Origin of the sequence: Dawidia cretensis, from assembly GCF_018598175.1 — a bacterium.
Lineage (GTDB): Bacteria > Bacteroidota > Bacteroidia > Cytophagales > Cyclobacteriaceae > Ohtaekwangia > Ohtaekwangia cretensis.
The window spans coordinates 13,784-30,568 of record NZ_JAHESE010000051.1 but is presented as its reverse complement, the minus strand read 5'-3'; the positions used below and the strand labels follow the sequence as shown (position 1 = coordinate 30,568).

The window sequence follows — 16,785 nt, the reverse complement described above, 5'->3', positions numbered from 1 at the left end:
GGGCGCGGAGAGGGGTATAAGAGACAGGGCCGTAGAACCCCAGGCTATCCGGCATGTAGCCTGCCTTTCGCTTGACGGGGATGGGGGTATTCGTAGCGTTGTAACCACACACGCGGGCCGTGCCCGCGGTAGGCTCGCTCAGTCCCAGCATCATCAGGATGGTAGTGGTCTTGCCGGCGCCGTTGGGACCGAGCAACCCGAAGATCTCACCTTTGTTGATGGTGAGGTTCAGATCATCAACAGCCTTGAGGGAGCCATAACACTTTGTCAGTCCCCTCAATTCTATGATAGCATTGTCCATAACTGTTAGCGTCTGCCGTACTTTCGGATCAGGTAGATGACCAGGCCTGCCGCGGCCAGAATAACCAGGATGCCGATCCATCCGGACAGCACGGATGTCTTTACAGTCATGCGGAAGGTAGCCTGTGCCTCGCGATTGGTATTCTTTGCCGTGAACGTGGTGATATAGTCGCCCGCGATGGTCTTGTCCGGTACGGTTAGCCTGGCGACCACATCTGCCGTTTTACCCGCGGCCAGCTGGTCGATCTTTGACGGCGCAAAGGTCACATCCCATTTGGAGGGCGACTGGCCCGACAGCGAAATATCGTTTAGGGCCAATGTTCCGGTATTCTTCACGACGAGGTGAATCTCCTTTTGTTTTCCTTCGGTAATGGCATCGCTTAAACGGCCGGTAGGTGTGGTCAGCTCTATACCGTAAGAGCCCTTGACCACGGCCTCCAGGTCCAGTTTCAACGAGTCATGGTGGGCGGTGGCGAAGACTGGTATTTTATACTTGGAAGGTTCCGCGCCAAAGGCCGGCTGGATCTCGATGCTGATGTCCTGGTCTTTGTTGCCGTCCATATTGATGGACGTGACCTGGCTGCCGCGTGCACGGAATACGACGTTCCAGCCCATCGGCGCCATGGCTTTCAATTCATATACACGTCTCTGGGCGCTACCGTTGTGCAGGTTGGTGCTATAGCGGAAGGTTTCATGCACAGCGGCCTCGATGTTGATGAGGTTGGCCGTAAAGGTGGACGCCGTGGGCGGGCTCTTTGGCGGTTGTGCCACGACATACGCTGGCGTGGAAAATGAAAAAAGTAGAAGAAATGAAAAGAGGATGGTCACACCGGTTTTGGTGTGCATGACACTGGAATTACAGGCTGACATAGTCTAATAAGTAGAAGTTTATTAAGTAATGCGTTACTATTAATTAATAGCTTAAAATCATTAGTTTTAGCAAATCCGGATTCGGTAGCGAAAATAATAAAGCGGAATAATATCGCGCCAGAGTTCTGCTATAAAAAAAGTTAATGAAGTGGAAAGTTTGGCGGCAGGGCGAGTGAAGTATATAAAGGAACGGATGGAGCAATTTATTTCACCGTAAAGCCACTGTCGACAATCCATATTTTAAGGGCCCCGGGGAGAAACGGTTACTTTTAAGGGTTGGACCGTATTTTTCTTCCATGAATCGCTTTCGCTTCGTTCTCGTTGCCTGCTGCATAATGGCGGGATCCTCGCTATTTGCTCAAAATACCGGAAAACGCCCCCACTATAAGCTCCTTTGGAAGATTTCGGGCAACGGCCTGACCGCTCCGTCGTACCTGTTTGGCACCATGCACGTAGAGGACGACCGGGCCTTTGAATTCAGCGATTCGGTGCTGTTAAAAATCTCCGAGTGCAAAGCTTTCTCGATGGAAGTACACCCGGATTCTCTTATGCGATTGCTGTTGCCCGTCCTGGCGGGGCAGTCGTCGAAGGGGCAAAACAGGCTCAAGGACCTGCTCAGCGAGAAGGAGTACAGCCAAATCGACAGCCTGATGCAGCAGCGGACCGGCCTTTCACTGGACCGGCTCAAAACTCCCAGCCTGGTGCGCATGCTCCTGGAAAAGCAGGCCCCGAAGAAGGGAAAAGGAAAAGGGACGTTTGTAGACGGATATCTGTATAACATCGCCCGCCGGCAGGGAAAAACGATTCTGGGCATCGAGGATGCGCAGGAGCAATTGGCGTTGCTGGACGACTTTGCGCCGGAGAACCTCCCCGCCGTGCTGATGGAGCAGCTGGAAAGCGACTCGACTGTCGAGGATCGTTCCTTTGCCTCGATGCTTGACCTGTATTACGGCGGCGACATTGAAGCCATATCGCGTTACCTGAAACAGAACACAGCGATGGAGCCGGGATACTATGACAGGCTCATCACCCGACGCAACATCGGCATGACGGCGAACATCGTCCGGCAGGTTCGGAAACAAGCTACTTTTTTCGCCGTGGGCGCGGGGCACCTGGCCGGCGAGGAGGGCCTGATCCATCTGCTGCAACAGGAGGGATACACGCTGCAACCCGTAAAGGCCACCTTTACCGGGCTGGCAAAGAAATATACCTATACCACGCAGGAAGAACCCTGGTACGAATACACGTCGCCGATCGGGGCCTATAAAATCAGCATGCCCGCAAAGCCCATTTCGTTTTCGATAGATTCCGTCGGGCTTACATTTCAGACCTACGTGGATATCGGCACGTCGACCGTATTTCAGACGACGTATATACCGCTTAACGGTCAGTATAAAGGCAAAACCGTCAAATATACGCTCGACCAATTTGTGGAGCGCATGAAGCGCGGGGGAAAATACAAGTTTGAGAAAGTATCGCGCATCGATGTGCAGGGGCTGGAGGGCCGCGAAATCGTAATGCGTCAGGGCAGTCAGTTCTTTCGTGGGCAGATCTTGCTGCGAGGCGATGTATTGTACCTGCTTCAGGTAGCGCCAACAAAAGCGATTGCCTATTCCGACGACGCCGAGAGGTTTCTGCGTTCTTTCCGTGTACAAGAGTTTGGTAAGACGGTGTGGAAGGATTTTTCGAATGCCGCGGGGGCATTTTCCGTTCAGATGCCGAGCGATATTAAAACCCAGGTGCTGCAGCCCGATGCGGCGGGCACCGGCGGCGGCCGGTATAAGATCCATCTTTACCACGCCACGGATATCGAGCTTGGCGAGACGTATCTGATCCGTTACAACGATTTTCCGGCCGGGCTCAGGTCGCTTGACGACAGCGTATACTATGCCAGCCTGATCAACAGCGTCATGGAAAATATGAAGGGGCGAAACCTCCAACGCTATGATCGCACGATCGAAGGCAAAAAGGGTGTCGCGTTTACATTCGACGTAGCGGAAACAAACGTGGTGATGGGGCGGATCCTGCTGCGCGGCGGCCGTACATACATGCTAATGGCCGTCTCCTCCAAAGATGCGGCGGTATCGGGTGTCGATACCTTCCTGGATTCGTTCCGGTTCCTGCCCACGGAAAAGGTGGTGATGCAGGAATTTGAGTTCCCCCTGCACCGGGTGAAAGTAAAGCTTCCCGCGTCGTTTACAACGGACTCGATCGGATTTGCCGCGAGGAATAATCTCCGGTACACGGAAAAGTATGGAGAATACTACGCGCTCGATGCGCAGTCCGGCGCGCAATACAGGTTGCGTGTGACAAAGCTTCCCCCGTATGCGGTGGCGAAGGATGCGGATGACTTTATCAAGACGATGAACAGACGTTTTGCGGGCGACAGCGTCCGGCTAAGGGAAACGAAAGGGGATCGGAAGATGCTGGAGCTGCAGCTGGACGTAATCAATTCCAGGCTGAACGGCATCGGGCGTGAACGCGTGGTTATCGCCGGGCAGTATGTGTACGCGCTCTTCGTGCAGAACGTGCAAGAGGCCGGCCCCGCCGCGGTCGAGGCTTTCTTTAGCTCCCTCCGGTTTCCCGCGACAACCGGTACGTGGGATTTGTTTACCGACAAGACCGACGTGCTGCTGCAGGCGGTCTTGTCAACGGACACGGCAGTGGTGGACGAGGCCATAGCCGCGCTGCGCACGTATAAATTTACACCCGCGGCATTGCCCGCGGTCTACGCGGCGATCACCCGGACGAGCTTCGAAACAGACGTTTACAACGTTAAGACTGTGTTGCTGAAAACGCTCGACCGGGTGCACGACAACAGCACCATCGATTTCATCAAAAAGCTCTATCCCACGCTCGTGGACAGCATGTCCTGGAAGGGCCACGCGCTGAACGTGCTGACGTCGATGAAGACGCAGGCATCGTCGCAGGCCTTTCTGGAGCTGCTCGAAAAGGAGCAGGGAAAACCGGAGTTGTGGTCGTACGCAATTATGCAACCCTATGCCGATTCCACAGCGTTACTGAACGTGGTATTGCCCGGCGTGATCCGTCTGTCGGATAAGCTGTCAGGACAGGGACGCATTTTCTGGATGGCACGCCAGGCCATGGACAGTAATGCCCTGACGCCGGCGGTTAAAAAAGAAGTGCTGGCACTGGCGATTGCCAAAGGTCAGCAGCGGGTGGCTGCGTTGTCGGCCCCGACTGACAAGGAAGCGGATCTCAATGAGTATAACATGTATGAGTCCCTGGCGGAACTGCTGTTGCTGGCCGAACCCGGCGACGCCGTGAAGGCGATCTTCAACGCGCTTCACAGGCACTCGGCATTGGTTGCGACCCGTATGGTAACAACCGAGTTTTACCTGAAAAACAAGCTGACGCTGGCGGCATCCGATCTCGAAAGCATAGCGTCCGATCCTTACTACCGGATTGACCTGTACATGCTGCTCAAAACGTACGGTATGGAAAAACTCTATCCGGCAAAATATCTGTCGCAGGAGAAATTCGCGGAAGGCGCCCTGCACCAAAGCATGGCATCGGAAGATGGTATACCCGAGCATATAAAGCTGGTGGGAGTACGATCGGTGCGGTACAAAGGACAGAAGCAAAATCTCTACGTCTATCAATATCAGTACGAGGGCGCTGAGACCTGGAGTATAGCATTCAGCGGTCCGTTCCCGGAGAAAGTGAAGTATGTCACGGAGACCGGCGATTATACATTCCCGACGTATACGGAATACGGGAAGGATGTAGATCTTGCCGCGGTCATCGCGGAAGTTACGGAGGGAGCGGTCGAGTTGTTGAAATAACAGCCGCGGCAGCCAGCGGGACGAATAGAAAATATCGTTTCATAAATCGGAAGGTAACAACGTTCGATCGAACAGTATAGTATCAGCCGAATAATGTCGCTATGCCGGAATGGTAACGTCCGCACCGGAAGTTTAATCCCAGGAATCTTTTGATCCGATCAACAGCAGACCGCACCGGTTATCGAGGATAACCCACTCGGTCCGGCGAAGAAGAGCGGTATCCGTACCCGTCTCAAGGGCGAAGAAGCGCAAATCGCTGCGGTTCTGATAGTCGGCAATATCCAAATGAAAGTCGCCGTTAAAGACCATATCGGCCCCGCTATAAGCCGTAATGTGATGTTCCTTCAGGAACTTGACTTTCTGCAGAAAAACATTCCGCTCATCGCCTTCGAATACACAATCGATGTTGCATTGTGTAGCCGGAAGGTAGCGACTGCCATTCAGACAGTTCTTGTAATACAATCTATCGCCCGAATGGCCATAACCCGCATGCGTCAGCATGATGTCATAATGATCGGGAACCCTTCTAAAAACATCATTCATATACTCCAGGTCCGCTGCCATGCGAACGATGGTCGAATCCGGGTATAGCTGATCGAATTTTTATACCAGCGTCCGAGGTGCTCTTTTGTCCGCGGCGGGGTGCTGTCAAAATCCCTGAATACATACGCTGTAAAAATAATCACGCCCACGAGGGCTTGCAGAGCAACCCCAAAGAGGATGGCGAGTACTTTCAGAACTTTAAAAATCATAATGTTTTCAATTGGCAAATGGACCGTAAGCTTTCCCTGAATAGCTATGCTTCAATATAATAATTGTTGTTAAATGGCTAAAGGCTTACGGAAAAATTGGAATTGACGCGAAAATCTTACGCAATAGGGAATGCAGGGTACAATCATAAAAGTGCGAAAATGAATATCCACCTAAATACCTAAAATTTCTTTGGAAAAGAGCAGTTTCAGTACTTCATTACAAATAAAAAATATAGGCTATTGCGTATTTTCGAGTGTTGGGCGCAATTACCTTTGGACAGTTTAGACTTACTTACCATTGAGACGGACAATTATTACACTGACATTAGCGCTGACAGTATCTGGCGTATCATTCGGACAGAATTTCAAAAAGGAATTAAAGGGCGGACTTTATTTATGGTCCGCAGGACTTGTCATCCAGGAAATTTCAGACACCTTAAGGGTTTTTAAACTGATGGAATCAAAACAACATTACTATAGCGTTGCAAGCGTGGTTCCCGACTCTTATAAACTTTTGGGTTCAGAACATCCAATTCCACGTGAGTCGTTTCCTATACCGGACCCACGTAGACCTTACGACAGAATCATAAAAGCAACTAAGATAACGGACATAGTTGAATCTGGTGATTCAAAATACTCCGTGATTTTTCCAAACAAGGAAGGGTTCTACGCGGTAAATTTCACTAAACGAGATTATGGGTATGAAATGAATTTCTCCAGGTATGATGTAAAAAAGAAAATGATATCTGCAGCAGTGAAAAAAGATACTACCACATACTTTAAGTTATACGCGTTTACGCTGGACGACTTAAGCAATGTTAGAAAACTCAAAGATTTTGCCGACATAAATGAGACAGAGGTTGAGGCTCTGGCAACTGTATATCAAAATTGTATTGATAAGAATATCAAACTGATCGAAGGGAATAAGACGTTCGGAATGGCCATAGACGGACTGGATAGCTACGGGGTAATTGAAGGACGGGAATTTATAATTAAAAGCTTAATCGAATTGAAATACAACCCCCTAATTGGGGTAAACGACCCGGATATGATTTTTGAAAGACTTAGGCCTAAACTTAAACTTAAACTTAAACGTAGACCAGAAAGGTAACAGCGCCCAACAGGAAAGCCATGATAAATAGAAAATGGGCGCTATTGCGTATATTCGTGTTGGTGGCAAGTGCAGCAGACGACGGTAACAACATAAAACAATGCAAGATTTATTATTAGAATTTATATCAAAATACATATCGCTGACAGAAGATGAAAAGAACGCAATCGTTTCTTTGGACATATTTCGCTCAGTAAAAAAGGGAGCAACGTTGCTCAAAGAAGGGCAAAAATCGAATGATGGATATTTTGTTTTAAAAGGTTGTATACGGACATATTACATAATAGGCGGTGAAGAAAAAACAACCGCATTCTATACGGAAATGGAAGGCTTGACACCTCATTGCGTTATAAGTAAGGCTCATTCTGAATATTATATATCGTGTGTGGAAGACACAATTCTGATCGTTACAAACCCTGAAATGGAAGCTGAAAGTTTTATTAAATTCCCGAAATTTGAATCGCTTTGCAGAATTTTATCGGAAGATCTTTTAGCGAAACAGCAAATCAATTTTGAAGAGTTTAAGATCTCTTCTCCTGAACAACGATACTTAAATTTAGTACAGAAAAGGCCAGACCTTATCCAACGTGTGCCACAGTATCAATTAGCAAGTTATCTTGGTATAAAACCACAATCATTAAGCAGGTTAAGAGCAAGGATTATAGAGAAAAATACAGGATAAGGTTCATTTCTTAACTTAAGTGAACGAGTTATGGCATCTTGCGAATCTACCTTTGTATTATCGCTTAACAACTAATAGTATTGATATGCAAAGGAAGATTTTATGGGTCGCCTTGATTTTAGTGATCGCAAGCACGCTACAAGTTAAAGCTCAATATTCCAAACAAGACAGTACGTATAAAAGGTATTTTATAGGCAGCACCTTATTTATGCTGGCGAATTTAATACCGGATAATAATCCGCCTGAAATGGTTTATCTGAACGTAGGGTATCGCATGACAGGAAAGGATGCGATTTCACTTGAATTTAAAACCTGGAAATATGCATGGCCAATTGGTATTCCTTTTGGAAAGTCATTTGAAGCTGAAGGAGAGGGGTTCCCAGGGTATATTCGTGAATACGGAGTTTCACTTTCTTATTATAGGTTTTTATGGAAAGGTCTTTATGCTCAAGTTGACGTGATGCCTGCCTGGCAAACTTTTGTAAATGATAGCGGTAATAAAATTGACAAAGGCTTTCAAATCTTTAACACGTATTACATGGGTTATCACGTTAAACTTTTCAAGGATAGGTTTTTTATACAACCTTCAATAGCAATAACGCATCGTCCCTATCAATCAAAAATGCCTGATTCGTTTCAACAGATTGACGATCGATGGCCAAGATTCTTCTTCGGGCAGCCCGGGTTGCATGTTGGGTATAATTTCTAGTGCTTAAACTCCCCACCTGCGCACAGCTGCAAACCGTTAGCTGCAAGTGCCACGACTGACATCACACAATCATGACCTTAGACAATGAAAATGTTCTACCTGATATATGAAGGTCGGCCTGACAAAGACTATCACGACAAAACTATAGCTGGCGGACACATTGGTTGTTGGATTGAAACGACAGACATTAAAAATGCTGACAAAATTGCCCGGGACTTAATAAAAAAACAGAATTGGGACATCTTGAAAAAAGACAAATTCAAGACGATTAAACCGAATTCCATTGCCAAAGACTCAGAACATTATCAATACTACGAGCAAGCATTAACGGACAAAGAAGTCCTTGTCTTTTACACATATCCTAAGACTAAAGACAAATTGATCAAAGACATTGGACTGACATTTAAGACCGAATGAAAATGTACGCCCGCTAACAAAGTCTACAATCCATTTGCTTTCTTTCTTTTTTTTTATTTTTTATTTTGGTAAAGCAAACGGCTTATAGCCAACGAACACATGACAATTCAAGTAAACACTCACCATTCGGAAAAGAACAGAGTAGAAACATTTCTAAATGCCTTGAATGAAAAACTGGATCAGCTTCCGTTCGATTGGGAATCGTTGAAAGAATCAAATAGAATTGATGATGCTGTAAAATTTACTAACCATAATAATTCACTTGTTATTACAGTAATTCTTGTAAAGGATTATTGGGATGCAGACCCTATAGCAAAGGCAAATTTTATGAAAGACGCCATAAGATGGGGTCAAAATGGTGCGATTATGTATGTAGTAGAATCCACTGACGAAGACATCGTTTCCAAAGTCGTTGGTACCTTTGCAGGTAAAGAGTAGTACCTTTATTTTTAATCAGAGATAAAGTAGTTGCACATCGGACAATTTTTACGACACCACGAAATCATTTGTTCGTAAAACATAACGAGGATAAAACGGCTGTAAAGCACTACCTGGACAAAAGGGAACCGCTGGAAAAGGTGGATGGCGTTCGCGTTTACAGCGGCAGTCTGTAATTGATTTTTTCGTTTTTCTTAACAGAGACCAAAAAAAAGCAGTTACAGATCCTGTAACTGCCTGATTTTCAGTGTGGGCCCCGCCGGGCACGATCCGGCGACCCTCTGATTATGAGTCAGATGCTCTAACCAGCTGAGCTAGGGGCCCTTACTTCCTGGTTGATCTCAACCTCGAAAGGGGCTCAAAAATAAGTTTTTTTTCTATTTCACCATAACTCCGGCTATTCATTTGCGCACTTCGTGCATGAGATGGGTCGCAAACGCAAGCCTTGGGGACTCATTGTTTCTCGATAATCGGTGTCTGACCGATGGGACCATTCCACGGAATTGTCTGCGTGTAATACGGCAGACGCGCGCCGCTAACCCCTGAGTAAACCATCATTCTATCATTGCCGGGGAGCAGGACGCCGAAGTAGTCGAGTAAGAGTGCGTTCGTTTCGTCGAAGCCCCGCAGAATAACCATCGCACGCTTTTTCTGGTAAGCTGATTTTGCCAGGTTTCCGGGTGTTTGCGGCGTCATTTCAAATAGACGACCACCCCGACCATAATACGTATCGAACTCATCAAATACGATGGTACTTAGATCAGGATACGCAACCATACCGACTGTCGGCCCCGAACCCGTCATAACGGGACCGCTCCAGATCGTGCCTGACAACGAAGCAAGCGGCGTGTCGTATAACTCCAACGTAAAAGGCATGGGCTTGTTTGCGTTATTGGATATGGCTGTCAGCGTTCGTTTGTCCTTGATGGTCATCGTCACCTCACCGTAATGTTCGATGTCAGCCTTCACTTCAATCGTTGCATCGTCGACTTCGGTGACACTCGTAACGCTCCCATTGACGCTATCGGGTCTGATCACATTTTCATCCTCTACAAAGAAATGCGGTGCATACACCACCAACTTATCATTTTCTTTAAACCGGAGATATGCCGGAGGTGGATATTGGTAGCCGTTGCGATCCAATACGCCTACCCATTCGGTATCCTGCGGGAATTCTTTAGCGCTCTGAGGCGCGTTAGCATCATCATCACTGCTACAGGCTGCCAGCACAACAGCCAGGCAGAGGCTGCATAGGGTCAATTTTTTCATAAGGTTGTCTTTATCAATAGCACAGAAAAAGCTGTGCAATTTTCGGAGAAAGGGAGAGAAAGCGCAATTACCTTTTTGGGTCATATCGCAGGTGCCGGTTGAGAGCGGCCATCATCACAACAACCGGAAGGAGAATTGCCCCTATGGTATTTGCCTATCAGCAAGATTCAGCCATTCAAATCACGTGATTTAGAAGGCTTTTTTGAGGCTTTGGCTTTCTCGTTAAAATCAAGGCACAGCGTTAGCCAGTATTCAAAGTTTGCTTTCGACCTGTATCCATCTTCGCTCACATAACAATACCCGCGGAGCTGTTTTCCTTTCATAATCATGGGCTGAAAGCCTGTTCTTTCGGCCACTTCATCATCATGGACAGGATCGTAACGACACATCAGCTCGTCTCCACTCACATTTACGCACATCTTTCCATTCACTAAAAATGCAAGCCCCTTGAACATCTCCTTTTCTTCAATTTTAATCTTTGGAATACCGGCGAGGTAGGTTCTTATGCGATCGGCGAGGGTTGTACTATAGGCCATGTGAATCGACGTTAAGTTCGTTAGGAAAGTTAACGTATCGAAGTACAAAATCAATGATGAAAGCTGGCCATTTTTACAGTCCATAATTATGGCAATTTTTGTATCATTGACTGAAGCAATGGGAAATTATGAGTGATAAATCGGAAGAAACTGCTACGCATTATGATCAATTTTTCGGTCCCTTATACTTTGAACCCTATGCCATAGAAGTTGCAAAACGAATAGACCCCGCCCCGGGTTCTATTGTATTGGAAATTGCAGCCGGAACAGGACGTGTTACCCGCCATCTTCGGGAACGTATTGAACCCTCGGTAAAACTCATTGCTTCCGATATCAGCGAGGAGATGTTGGCCATCGCCAAAAAGAAATTAAGTCACCTTAATATTGACTGGCAAACGATAGATGCGCAACAACTTCCGTTTAGTGACAATAGTATCGAGCTGGTGGTTTGTTGCTTCGGATACATGTTTGTTCCCGATAAGCCGAAAGCATTTGCCGAGGTATACCGGGTGCTAAAACCAGGCGGCCTGTTTTTATTTACAACCTGGGATACGTTGGAGAGCAACGCCGCCTCCTATATTTCCAAATCTATAGCCGGGAAATATTTGAAAGAGCCGTTGCCGGAGTCCTATAATCTGGCGACCTCGATGAGTGATGAGGCTGTCATCACACCGTTAGTAGAGGGTGCTGGGTTTGCAAAAATGACGATTGAAAAAGTAGGACTTTTTTCCGTCAGCCCAACCGCGAAAGACGCTGCCTTCGCGCTTGTAAGAGGGGATATTTATGAGGAGATCAAAAAGCGTAATCCTGCCTGGATAGACGAAATAAGAATGAAGGTGGAAAAAGAGCTTGCCGAAAAATTCGGAGCAGCTCCCATGGTCGCTCCAATAAGTGCTGTAATCAGTCAGGCATGGAAATAGCATGAGCCCGCCGCCCAAGCCATTTCGCGATGACCGGGCTAATGACCAGAATAGCGGCGATCAGAAAATTGTACTTATACCGCGGATTTCCTACCGAGGAGACAATCGACAGTCCCACGCCGACCAGAATAAACAGGTTGATCAGATACTCCTCCCGACGCCCGGTTGCACGAATAAGCCGATACAGTTGATAGAGGAAGATCACCATCATAACTCCATACAGCACCTGCTGCCAGACATTAAACACCCAGAACTTCACCTGTGTGAGCACTGGCAGATGCTGAAACTCCTGCTTCACCGTGGCGTCGCCCTTCAGGTAGGTATTCAAATTCCAATCAGACGAACCGAGCAGGTATTCCAGCGCCCAGCCGTCAAACACAAACGTCGCATAGATCTTGCGCGGTATCAGTCCAACCCATTCCAGGGGATGCTCGGCAATGTATTGCTTCGACCGTTGCAGGAGGTACTTGTCCCGCTCGGGATAGGTACTGATGGCCCGGTAGGTGCTGTCGGTTTTAAAGAACTGCCCGTAGAACACACCGTTGGCTTCCGGTATCGCCGACATGATAAGATTAGACGGACCCGTCGTGGACGTGTATTCGAATTGACCGATGTTGCGCTTGCTTAACATCCCCATCGCGAAGCAATAACACGCCACCCCCGCCAAAATAAGAGCAATCTGTTTGTGCTCGTACTTCCGCGTGTATAGGTCATACAGGTAGATCAGGATGTAGACCAGGACCAGCGCCATCGCCGTTGGCCGGACGCCCAGCGCCAACCCCGTAAATATTCCACAGAGAATGGCATTCGAAGTTTTCTTTTTCCCGGTGTAATAATAGATCGAGGCGAGCATAAAAATCCCAAACATCAGCTCCGTAACGTTCTGCATGACAAGGCCGAGGTTATTGAGGTACAGCATGTAGAGAAACGCCGCGACGTAGCCCGCGACCTCGCCGTACCACCGCCGCACGATGAGCACCACCAGCGCAAGTTGCACCAGATTCAGCACGATGTTAAACCAGAGTATAACGTACGTGTTCTCAAAGACGTCCAGAATAACAGCCGTATAGTTGATGTATACCGGCGCCACAATCCAGGCGCTATACAGGCTCTGCGGATTTGGATAGTACGTATGCTCCCCAAGCGCCAACCGCGCATAGCGGACATAATTGGCCGAGTCAGAAAGAAAAGGAATGGGAGAGGACACCAGCCACACCTGAATGCCAATATATAGCGTCAGGGATACAATAAACAGTGTCTTTAAACGCCGCGCATTGCGGTCAGGAGCAGATAACATAATATTGCGCGCCAATCGGCACTTTAGTCAAAAATTTCTCCAGCGGTACAAACGCCTGGAGGGCCTTCGGAAAGAACAATATAAAGTTCGTTTTGATCTTGGCAAAGCCGCCCGCCAGGGCCTTTTTCCGAAAGGCAGGCGCCGGGATCATGACACATCCCTGATCAAACTCGCACGTATTAAATGCGTGGCTGGTCAGCGGATTCCAGGGATTGTGCTCGAATACAAAAAGCTTGCCGCGCGGGGACAGCAGGGATTTGAGTTTCGCCAGTGTAGCCACATGCTCCGTTGCCGGAATATGATGAAACACATTCGCGACAAAAATGATATCGAACGAAATGCCCGGATTGAACTGCGCCGTTTCAGCGAAGTAATGATAAGTAACATTCACGCTCTTATTCTTTTCCGCCGCCTGCTTGAGCGATTCCTGCGAAGGGTCGGCACCATGTATAACAGCCTCCGGAAAGTACTTTCGAATATGCGGCTCACTTTTTCCAATCCCACACCCAAAATCCAGGAAGTTGATATTCCCGGAATACTCTTTCCCTGCTACCCGGTGAAGCTCGCGTATTTTCTGCTGGTCGAAATAGGACGGATCATAGCCGGAAGCCTTGATGTTGGAGGCGTGAAGCTCCTGGTAGGATTTGGCGTATTGATCGAATTCAGCTGACATTTTTCTGATAGATTTTGTCGATGATGTAAAGGGGGCGGTTTTTTGATTCTTCGCTGATGCGGCCGATGTATTGACCGATAACCCCGAGCGTGATGAGGTTGATGCCCGACATAATGAGCGTAACAATCATAACCGATGCCCAGCCCTGGATCGTCTCGTTGGTAAAGATCTTGGCGTAGATGACATACAGGCAATACAGAAATCCTACCGTGGCAATGGTAAACCCCAGGTAGGACACCATGCGCAGCGGCGACGTCGAGAAAGCCGTGATACCATCCCAGGCGAAGCGCATCATTTTGATGAGCGGATACTTGGATTGCCCCGCAAAACGTTCTTTACGATGATACAGCAGGCCTGTCTGTTTAAAGCCGACCCACGTCACCATGCCGCGGATGAACCGGTGTTTCTCTTTCATCGAATTGATCACGTCCACAACATTCCGACCCATGATGCGGAAATCGCCGGTGTCCAGCGGAATGTTCATGTTCGTGATGCGCTGCATGATGCGGTAGAACATCTTGGCGGTGGCGAGTTTAAAAAAGTTCTCACCCTCGCGGCGTTGCCGAACGGCATAGACGACATCGTAGCCTTCTTTATATTTTGCGTACAGGTCGATGATAAACTCCGGAGGATCCTGCAGGTCGGCGTCGATCAGCACCACCGCGTTGCCCACGGCCATTTCGATGCCCGCCGTTACCGCGATCTGGTGACCGAAGTTGCGCGAGAGGTTGATCACTTTGAAAGAGGCATGCTGTTGTGTAACAGAGATAAGCGATTGTAAGGTGTTGTCTTTCGAGCCGTCGTTGACAAAGATGAATTCTACGTGGTCGTTCGAAACGGCAAATTTTTCATTCAATAGCGTGAGCAATCCCAGTAAACGTGTATACAGTTCGGGAATCGTCTCTTCCTCGTTATAGACGGGGATTACTATCGATATCTCGGTCATAGCCGTGCCGCTTAAGGATGGGTTTAAAGCGTAAAACTATGATTTTTCGTCAAAGAAACGCTAGTCGGCACGGGTACACACCCCGTTCGTGCCGTGAATTTCGGGGGGAGGCTGCAGATCATGGATCGGCTCTTTGAAAAGGGGGGCTATTGTCACATATTTGGGCATTGGAATAGTTAAAACGGTACTTGTGGCGCAGGAATCTTCAGTTAAAAACCTCATTTTCGATCTGGGTGGTGTTATCCTGGATCTTTCAGTCGATCATACACTCCAGGCATTTGCCAATATCTCGGGCTTAGACAAATCGGAAGTGACGAAGCGTTTCGTCACCGCCGAGGGCTTCCTGGCGTACGAGAAGGGCCTGATCAACGACGCCGGCTTCCGCGCCTTTGTACGCGACACCTACCCGGTGCAAGCGACGGACGACGCGCTGGATGCCGCCTGGAACGCCATGCTGCGCGGACTGCCGCTGAGCAAGCTGCAGTTGCTGCTACGCCTCAAAGGCCAATACCAGGTCGTGCTGCTCAGCAACACGAACGGTATTCACCTGGAGTATATCAACACGAAGCTGTTGCCGCCCGGCGACAAATCGCTCGATCCGTACTTCCACCGTACGTACTACTCGCACCGCATGCACAAGCGCAAGCCCGATGCCGACATCTTTGAGCAGGTGCTGCACGAGAATAACTTCCAACCACACGAAACGTTGTTCCTGGACGACAACGCCGACAATATCGCCGGTGCTCAAAAGGTGGGCATTCAAACCGTGTACGTAACGACTCCGGATCTGATAATCGATTACTTCCATGCCTGAGGAACGCCGCAGAATTCTGATCCAGATCGGATTGTTTATCGCAACATTCATGACTACCACCCTGGCGGGAACGGAGTGGGTATACGGCAAATCCATCTGGCTGGCCGATTTCGTCTGGAACGACCAATACAGCTGGACCGACTTTGTAAACGGCATGTATTTCTCCGTGCCCTTTCTCCTGATATTAACCGTGCACGAGTTCGGACATTACTTTACGGCGATGTATCACAAGATCCGTTCGACGCTGCCCTATTATATTCCTTTCCCGCCGGGGATCTTCCTGTCACCGGGCACCATGGGCGCGGTCATTCGTATCAAAGACCGGGTGCGGAGCAATCGGCAGCATTTCGACATCGGCATCGCCGGACCACTGGCCGGATTCGTCGTGGCGGTGGCGGTCGTCGTCTACGGATTTGCTACGCTGCCACCCGCCGAGTATATATATCAGTTTCACCCTGAGTATGAAAAATTCGGACTGAACTATGCCGATAGCGTGTATACAAACGGCTACGTCGTGAAATATGCCCGCGAGCAGCTCAGACTGCGGAAAGATGAGCTGAAGCTCACGGACGAGCAACTAAAAAAAGCAGAGAAAGAGCCCGTGGGCCTGATGGATGTGCAGGTGGGATCGACGCTGCTCTTCGAGCTCTGCAAGGTGTTCGTGGCGGACAAATCGCGTATTCCCAACCCGCACGAGCTGATGCACTACCCCTTATTGCTGGCGGGTTTCTTTGCGCTGTTTTTCACGAGCCTTAACCTGCTGCCGATCGGGCAGCTGGACGGCGGCCACATTCTATACGGCCTTTTCGGCTGGCGTACGCACCGGCGCGTTGCTTCCGTGGCCTTTGTGTTGCTGCTGTTTTATGCCGGCCTGGGCACGGTGCGTATAGGCACCCCGAAAGAAGGGCTTCCGCTCGTCGTGCTCTCCAGTCTGGGCATTATGGTGTTTTATTATCTCTGCTTCGGAGCCTTAGGCGGAAGCAGACGCGACCGGGGCATGTATGCCGTGCTGATGTTTGCGGTACAAGTACTATTGACATGGGTGTTTCCCGCGGCAGACGGTTATCCCGGCTGGATGTTGTTTGCGTTTGTAGTAGGCCGCTTTGTGGGTGTGCCGCATCCTCATTCCGACATTGAGCAGCCGCTGGATACCAAACGCGTAATACTCGGGTGGATTTCGCTACTCGTATTTATCCTGTCGTTTACCCCGGCTCCCTTACGGTTGGAGATCCTGGGCGGATAAGC

Annotated in this window: 18 protein-coding genes and 1 tRNA gene; 9 read left to right on the top strand and 10 right to left on the bottom strand. The window is 48.8% G+C overall.

The genetic code is table 11. The features are described from left to right. Together KK062_RS28070 and KK062_RS28065 are read right to left on the bottom strand one after the other, a co-directional pair. Positions 1-301, bottom strand: a 301-nt coding sequence (locus KK062_RS28070; protein WP_254087711.1) for an ATP-binding cassette domain-containing protein, incomplete at its 3' end; no start/stop codon positions are given. A 5-nt stretch (positions 302-306) separates the two neighbouring features. Further along, positions 307-1,146, bottom strand: a complete 840-nt coding sequence (locus KK062_RS28065; RefSeq protein WP_254087710.1) for a COG1470 family protein — start codon at positions 1,144-1,146, stop codon at positions 307-309. A gap of 359 nt (positions 1,147-1,505) precedes the next feature. Between KK062_RS28065 and KK062_RS28060 the strand changes: the two genes are divergently transcribed. Continuing rightward, positions 1,506-4,976, top strand: coding sequence for a TraB/GumN family protein (locus KK062_RS28060; protein ID WP_254087709.1), 3,471 nt, complete (start codon positions 1,506-1,508; stop codon positions 4,974-4,976). Positions 4,977-5,108: 132 nt separating this feature from the next. On the opposite strand, the gene KK062_RS28055 is transcribed toward KK062_RS28060, so the two are convergent. After that, positions 5,109-5,540 (bottom strand): hypothetical protein, encoded by a 432-nt coding sequence (locus KK062_RS28055; protein ID WP_254087708.1) that lies wholly within the window; start codon positions 5,538-5,540, stop codon positions 5,109-5,111. Continuing rightward, positions 5,516-5,728: a hypothetical protein gene (locus KK062_RS28050; RefSeq protein WP_254087707.1), complete on the bottom strand. Its 213-nt coding sequence runs from the start codon at positions 5,726-5,728 to the stop codon at positions 5,516-5,518. The genes KK062_RS28055 and KK062_RS28050 overlap by 25 nt, the downstream gene beginning before the upstream one ends. A gap of 298 nt (positions 5,729-6,026) precedes the next feature. On the opposite strand from KK062_RS28050, the gene KK062_RS28045 reads away from it, so the two are divergent. The 5 genes from KK062_RS28045 to KK062_RS28025 all read left to right on the top strand — a co-directional run bounded on the left by KK062_RS28045 (position 6,027) and on the right by KK062_RS28025 (position 9,085). Then, complete coding sequence (locus tag KK062_RS28045) at positions 6,027-6,839, top strand: hypothetical protein (protein WP_254087706.1); 813 nt, start codon at positions 6,027-6,029, stop codon at positions 6,837-6,839. Positions 6,840-6,939: 100 nt separating this feature from the next. Beyond that, positions 6,940-7,521 (top strand): Crp/Fnr family transcriptional regulator, encoded by a 582-nt coding sequence (locus KK062_RS28040; protein WP_254087705.1) that lies wholly within the window; start codon positions 6,940-6,942, stop codon positions 7,519-7,521. Positions 7,522-7,606: 85 nt separating this feature from the next. Then, the gene (locus KK062_RS28035) at positions 7,607-8,230 is read left to right on the top strand and encodes a hypothetical protein (RefSeq protein WP_254087704.1); all 624 of its coding nucleotides are present in this window, start codon (positions 7,607-7,609) and stop codon (positions 8,228-8,230) included. Between the two features lie 84 nt (positions 8,231-8,314). After that, positions 8,315-8,647 (top strand): hypothetical protein, encoded by a 333-nt coding sequence (locus KK062_RS28030; RefSeq protein WP_254087703.1) that lies wholly within the window; start codon positions 8,315-8,317, stop codon positions 8,645-8,647. Between the two features lie 99 nt (positions 8,648-8,746). Beyond that, complete coding sequence (locus tag KK062_RS28025) at positions 8,747-9,085, top strand: hypothetical protein (protein ID WP_254087702.1); 339 nt, start codon at positions 8,747-8,749, stop codon at positions 9,083-9,085. Between the two features lie 250 nt (positions 9,086-9,335). Here KK062_RS28025 and KK062_RS28020 read toward each other — a convergent pair. From KK062_RS28020 to KK062_RS28010, 3 genes are all read right to left on the bottom strand, one after another. After that, positions 9,336-9,409, bottom strand: a tRNA-Ile gene (locus KK062_RS28020). 129 nt (positions 9,410-9,538) lie between these two features. Next, positions 9,539-10,354 carry a hypothetical protein gene (locus tag KK062_RS28015; RefSeq protein ID WP_254087701.1) on the bottom strand — a complete coding sequence of 272 codons (816 nt, stop codon included), beginning with the start codon at positions 10,352-10,354 and terminating at the stop codon, positions 9,539-9,541. Positions 10,355-10,521: 167 nt separating this feature from the next. Then, positions 10,522-10,890, bottom strand: coding sequence for a TfoX/Sxy family protein (locus KK062_RS28010; RefSeq protein ID WP_254087700.1), 369 nt, complete (start codon positions 10,888-10,890; stop codon positions 10,522-10,524). A 128-nt stretch (positions 10,891-11,018) separates the two neighbouring features. On the opposite strand from KK062_RS28010, the gene KK062_RS28005 reads away from it, so the two are divergent. Next, positions 11,019-11,810, top strand: coding sequence for a class I SAM-dependent methyltransferase (locus tag KK062_RS28005; RefSeq protein ID WP_254087699.1), 792 nt, complete (start codon positions 11,019-11,021; stop codon positions 11,808-11,810). On the opposite strand, the gene KK062_RS28000 is transcribed toward KK062_RS28005, so the two are convergent. From KK062_RS28000 to KK062_RS27990, 3 genes are read right to left on the bottom strand one after another with little or no spacing between them, the layout of a single operon-like run. After that, complete coding sequence (locus KK062_RS28000; RefSeq protein WP_254087698.1) at positions 11,791-13,107, bottom strand: glycosyltransferase family 39 protein; 1,317 nt, start codon at positions 13,105-13,107, stop codon at positions 11,791-11,793. The two genes, KK062_RS28005 and KK062_RS28000, sit on opposite strands and share 20 nt — an antisense overlap. Then, entirely contained in the window at positions 13,091-13,780 is a 690-nt protein-coding gene (locus KK062_RS27995; protein WP_254087697.1) for a class I SAM-dependent methyltransferase, read from the bottom strand. Before KK062_RS27995 ends, KK062_RS28000 begins: the two co-directional genes overlap by 17 nt. Continuing rightward, positions 13,770-14,726: a glycosyltransferase family 2 protein gene (locus KK062_RS27990; protein WP_254087696.1), complete on the bottom strand. Its 957-nt coding sequence runs from the start codon at positions 14,724-14,726 to the stop codon at positions 13,770-13,772. Before KK062_RS27990 ends, KK062_RS27995 begins: the two co-directional genes overlap by 11 nt. A gap of 190 nt (positions 14,727-14,916) precedes the next feature. Here KK062_RS27990 and KK062_RS31015 point away from each other — a divergent pair, with 190 nt between their 5' ends. Both KK062_RS31015 and KK062_RS27980 read left to right on the top strand, forming a co-directional pair. Continuing rightward, a complete protein-coding gene (locus KK062_RS31015) occupies positions 14,917-15,540 on the top strand; it encodes an HAD family hydrolase (RefSeq protein ID WP_254087695.1) in 624 nt (207 codons plus the stop codon). Further along, on the top strand, positions 15,533-16,783 hold the full coding sequence (locus tag KK062_RS27980) for a site-2 protease family protein (RefSeq protein ID WP_254087694.1): 1,251 nt from the start codon (positions 15,533-15,535) through the stop codon (positions 16,781-16,783). Before KK062_RS31015 ends, KK062_RS27980 begins: the two co-directional genes overlap by 8 nt. Positions 16,784-16,785: the final 2 nt, after the last annotated feature.

Bases quoted from the DNA above. Each gene is read 5' to 3' on its own strand.
- KK062_RS27995 (WP_254087697.1), bottom strand. From the start codon at position 13,780: ATGTCAGCTGAATTCGATCAATACGCCAAATCCTACCAGGAGCTTCAC.
- KK062_RS28060 (WP_254087709.1), top strand. From the start codon at position 1,506: ATGGCGGGATCCTCGCTATTTGCTCAAAATACCGGAAAACGCCCCCAC.
- KK062_RS28065 (WP_254087710.1), bottom strand. From the start codon at position 1,146: ATGCACACCAAAACCGGTGTGACCATCCTCTTTTCATTTCTTCTACTT.
- KK062_RS28015 (WP_254087701.1), bottom strand. From the start codon at position 10,354: ATGAAAAAATTGACCCTATGCAGCCTCTGCCTGGCTGTTGTGCTGGCA.
- KK062_RS28030 (WP_254087703.1), top strand. From the start codon at position 8,315: ATGAAAATGTTCTACCTGATATATGAAGGTCGGCCTGACAAAGACTAT.
- KK062_RS28025 (WP_254087702.1), top strand. From the start codon at position 8,747: ATGACAATTCAAGTAAACACTCACCATTCGGAAAAGAACAGAGTAGAA.
- KK062_RS27980 (WP_254087694.1), top strand. From the start codon at position 15,533: ATGCCTGAGGAACGCCGCAGAATTCTGATCCAGATCGGATTGTTTATC.
- KK062_RS28035 (WP_254087704.1), top strand. From the start codon at position 7,607: ATGCAAAGGAAGATTTTATGGGTCGCCTTGATTTTAGTGATCGCAAGC.
- KK062_RS28010 (WP_254087700.1), bottom strand. From the start codon at position 10,890: ATGGCCTATAGTACAACCCTCGCCGATCGCATAAGAACCTACCTCGCC.
- KK062_RS28005 (WP_254087699.1), top strand. From the start codon at position 11,019: ATGAGTGATAAATCGGAAGAAACTGCTACGCATTATGATCAATTTTTC.
- KK062_RS27990 (WP_254087696.1), bottom strand. From the start codon at position 14,726: ATGACCGAGATATCGATAGTAATCCCCGTCTATAACGAGGAAGAGACG.
- KK062_RS28000 (WP_254087698.1), bottom strand. From the start codon at position 13,107: ATGTTATCTGCTCCTGACCGCAATGCGCGGCGTTTAAAGACACTGTTT.
- KK062_RS28040 (WP_254087705.1), top strand. From the start codon at position 6,940: ATGCAAGATTTATTATTAGAATTTATATCAAAATACATATCGCTGACA.
- KK062_RS28050 (WP_254087707.1), bottom strand. From the start codon at position 5,728: ATGATTTTTAAAGTTCTGAAAGTACTCGCCATCCTCTTTGGGGTTGCT.
- KK062_RS28055 (WP_254087708.1), bottom strand. From the start codon at position 5,540: ATGGCAGCGGACCTGGAGTATATGAATGATGTTTTTAGAAGGGTTCCC.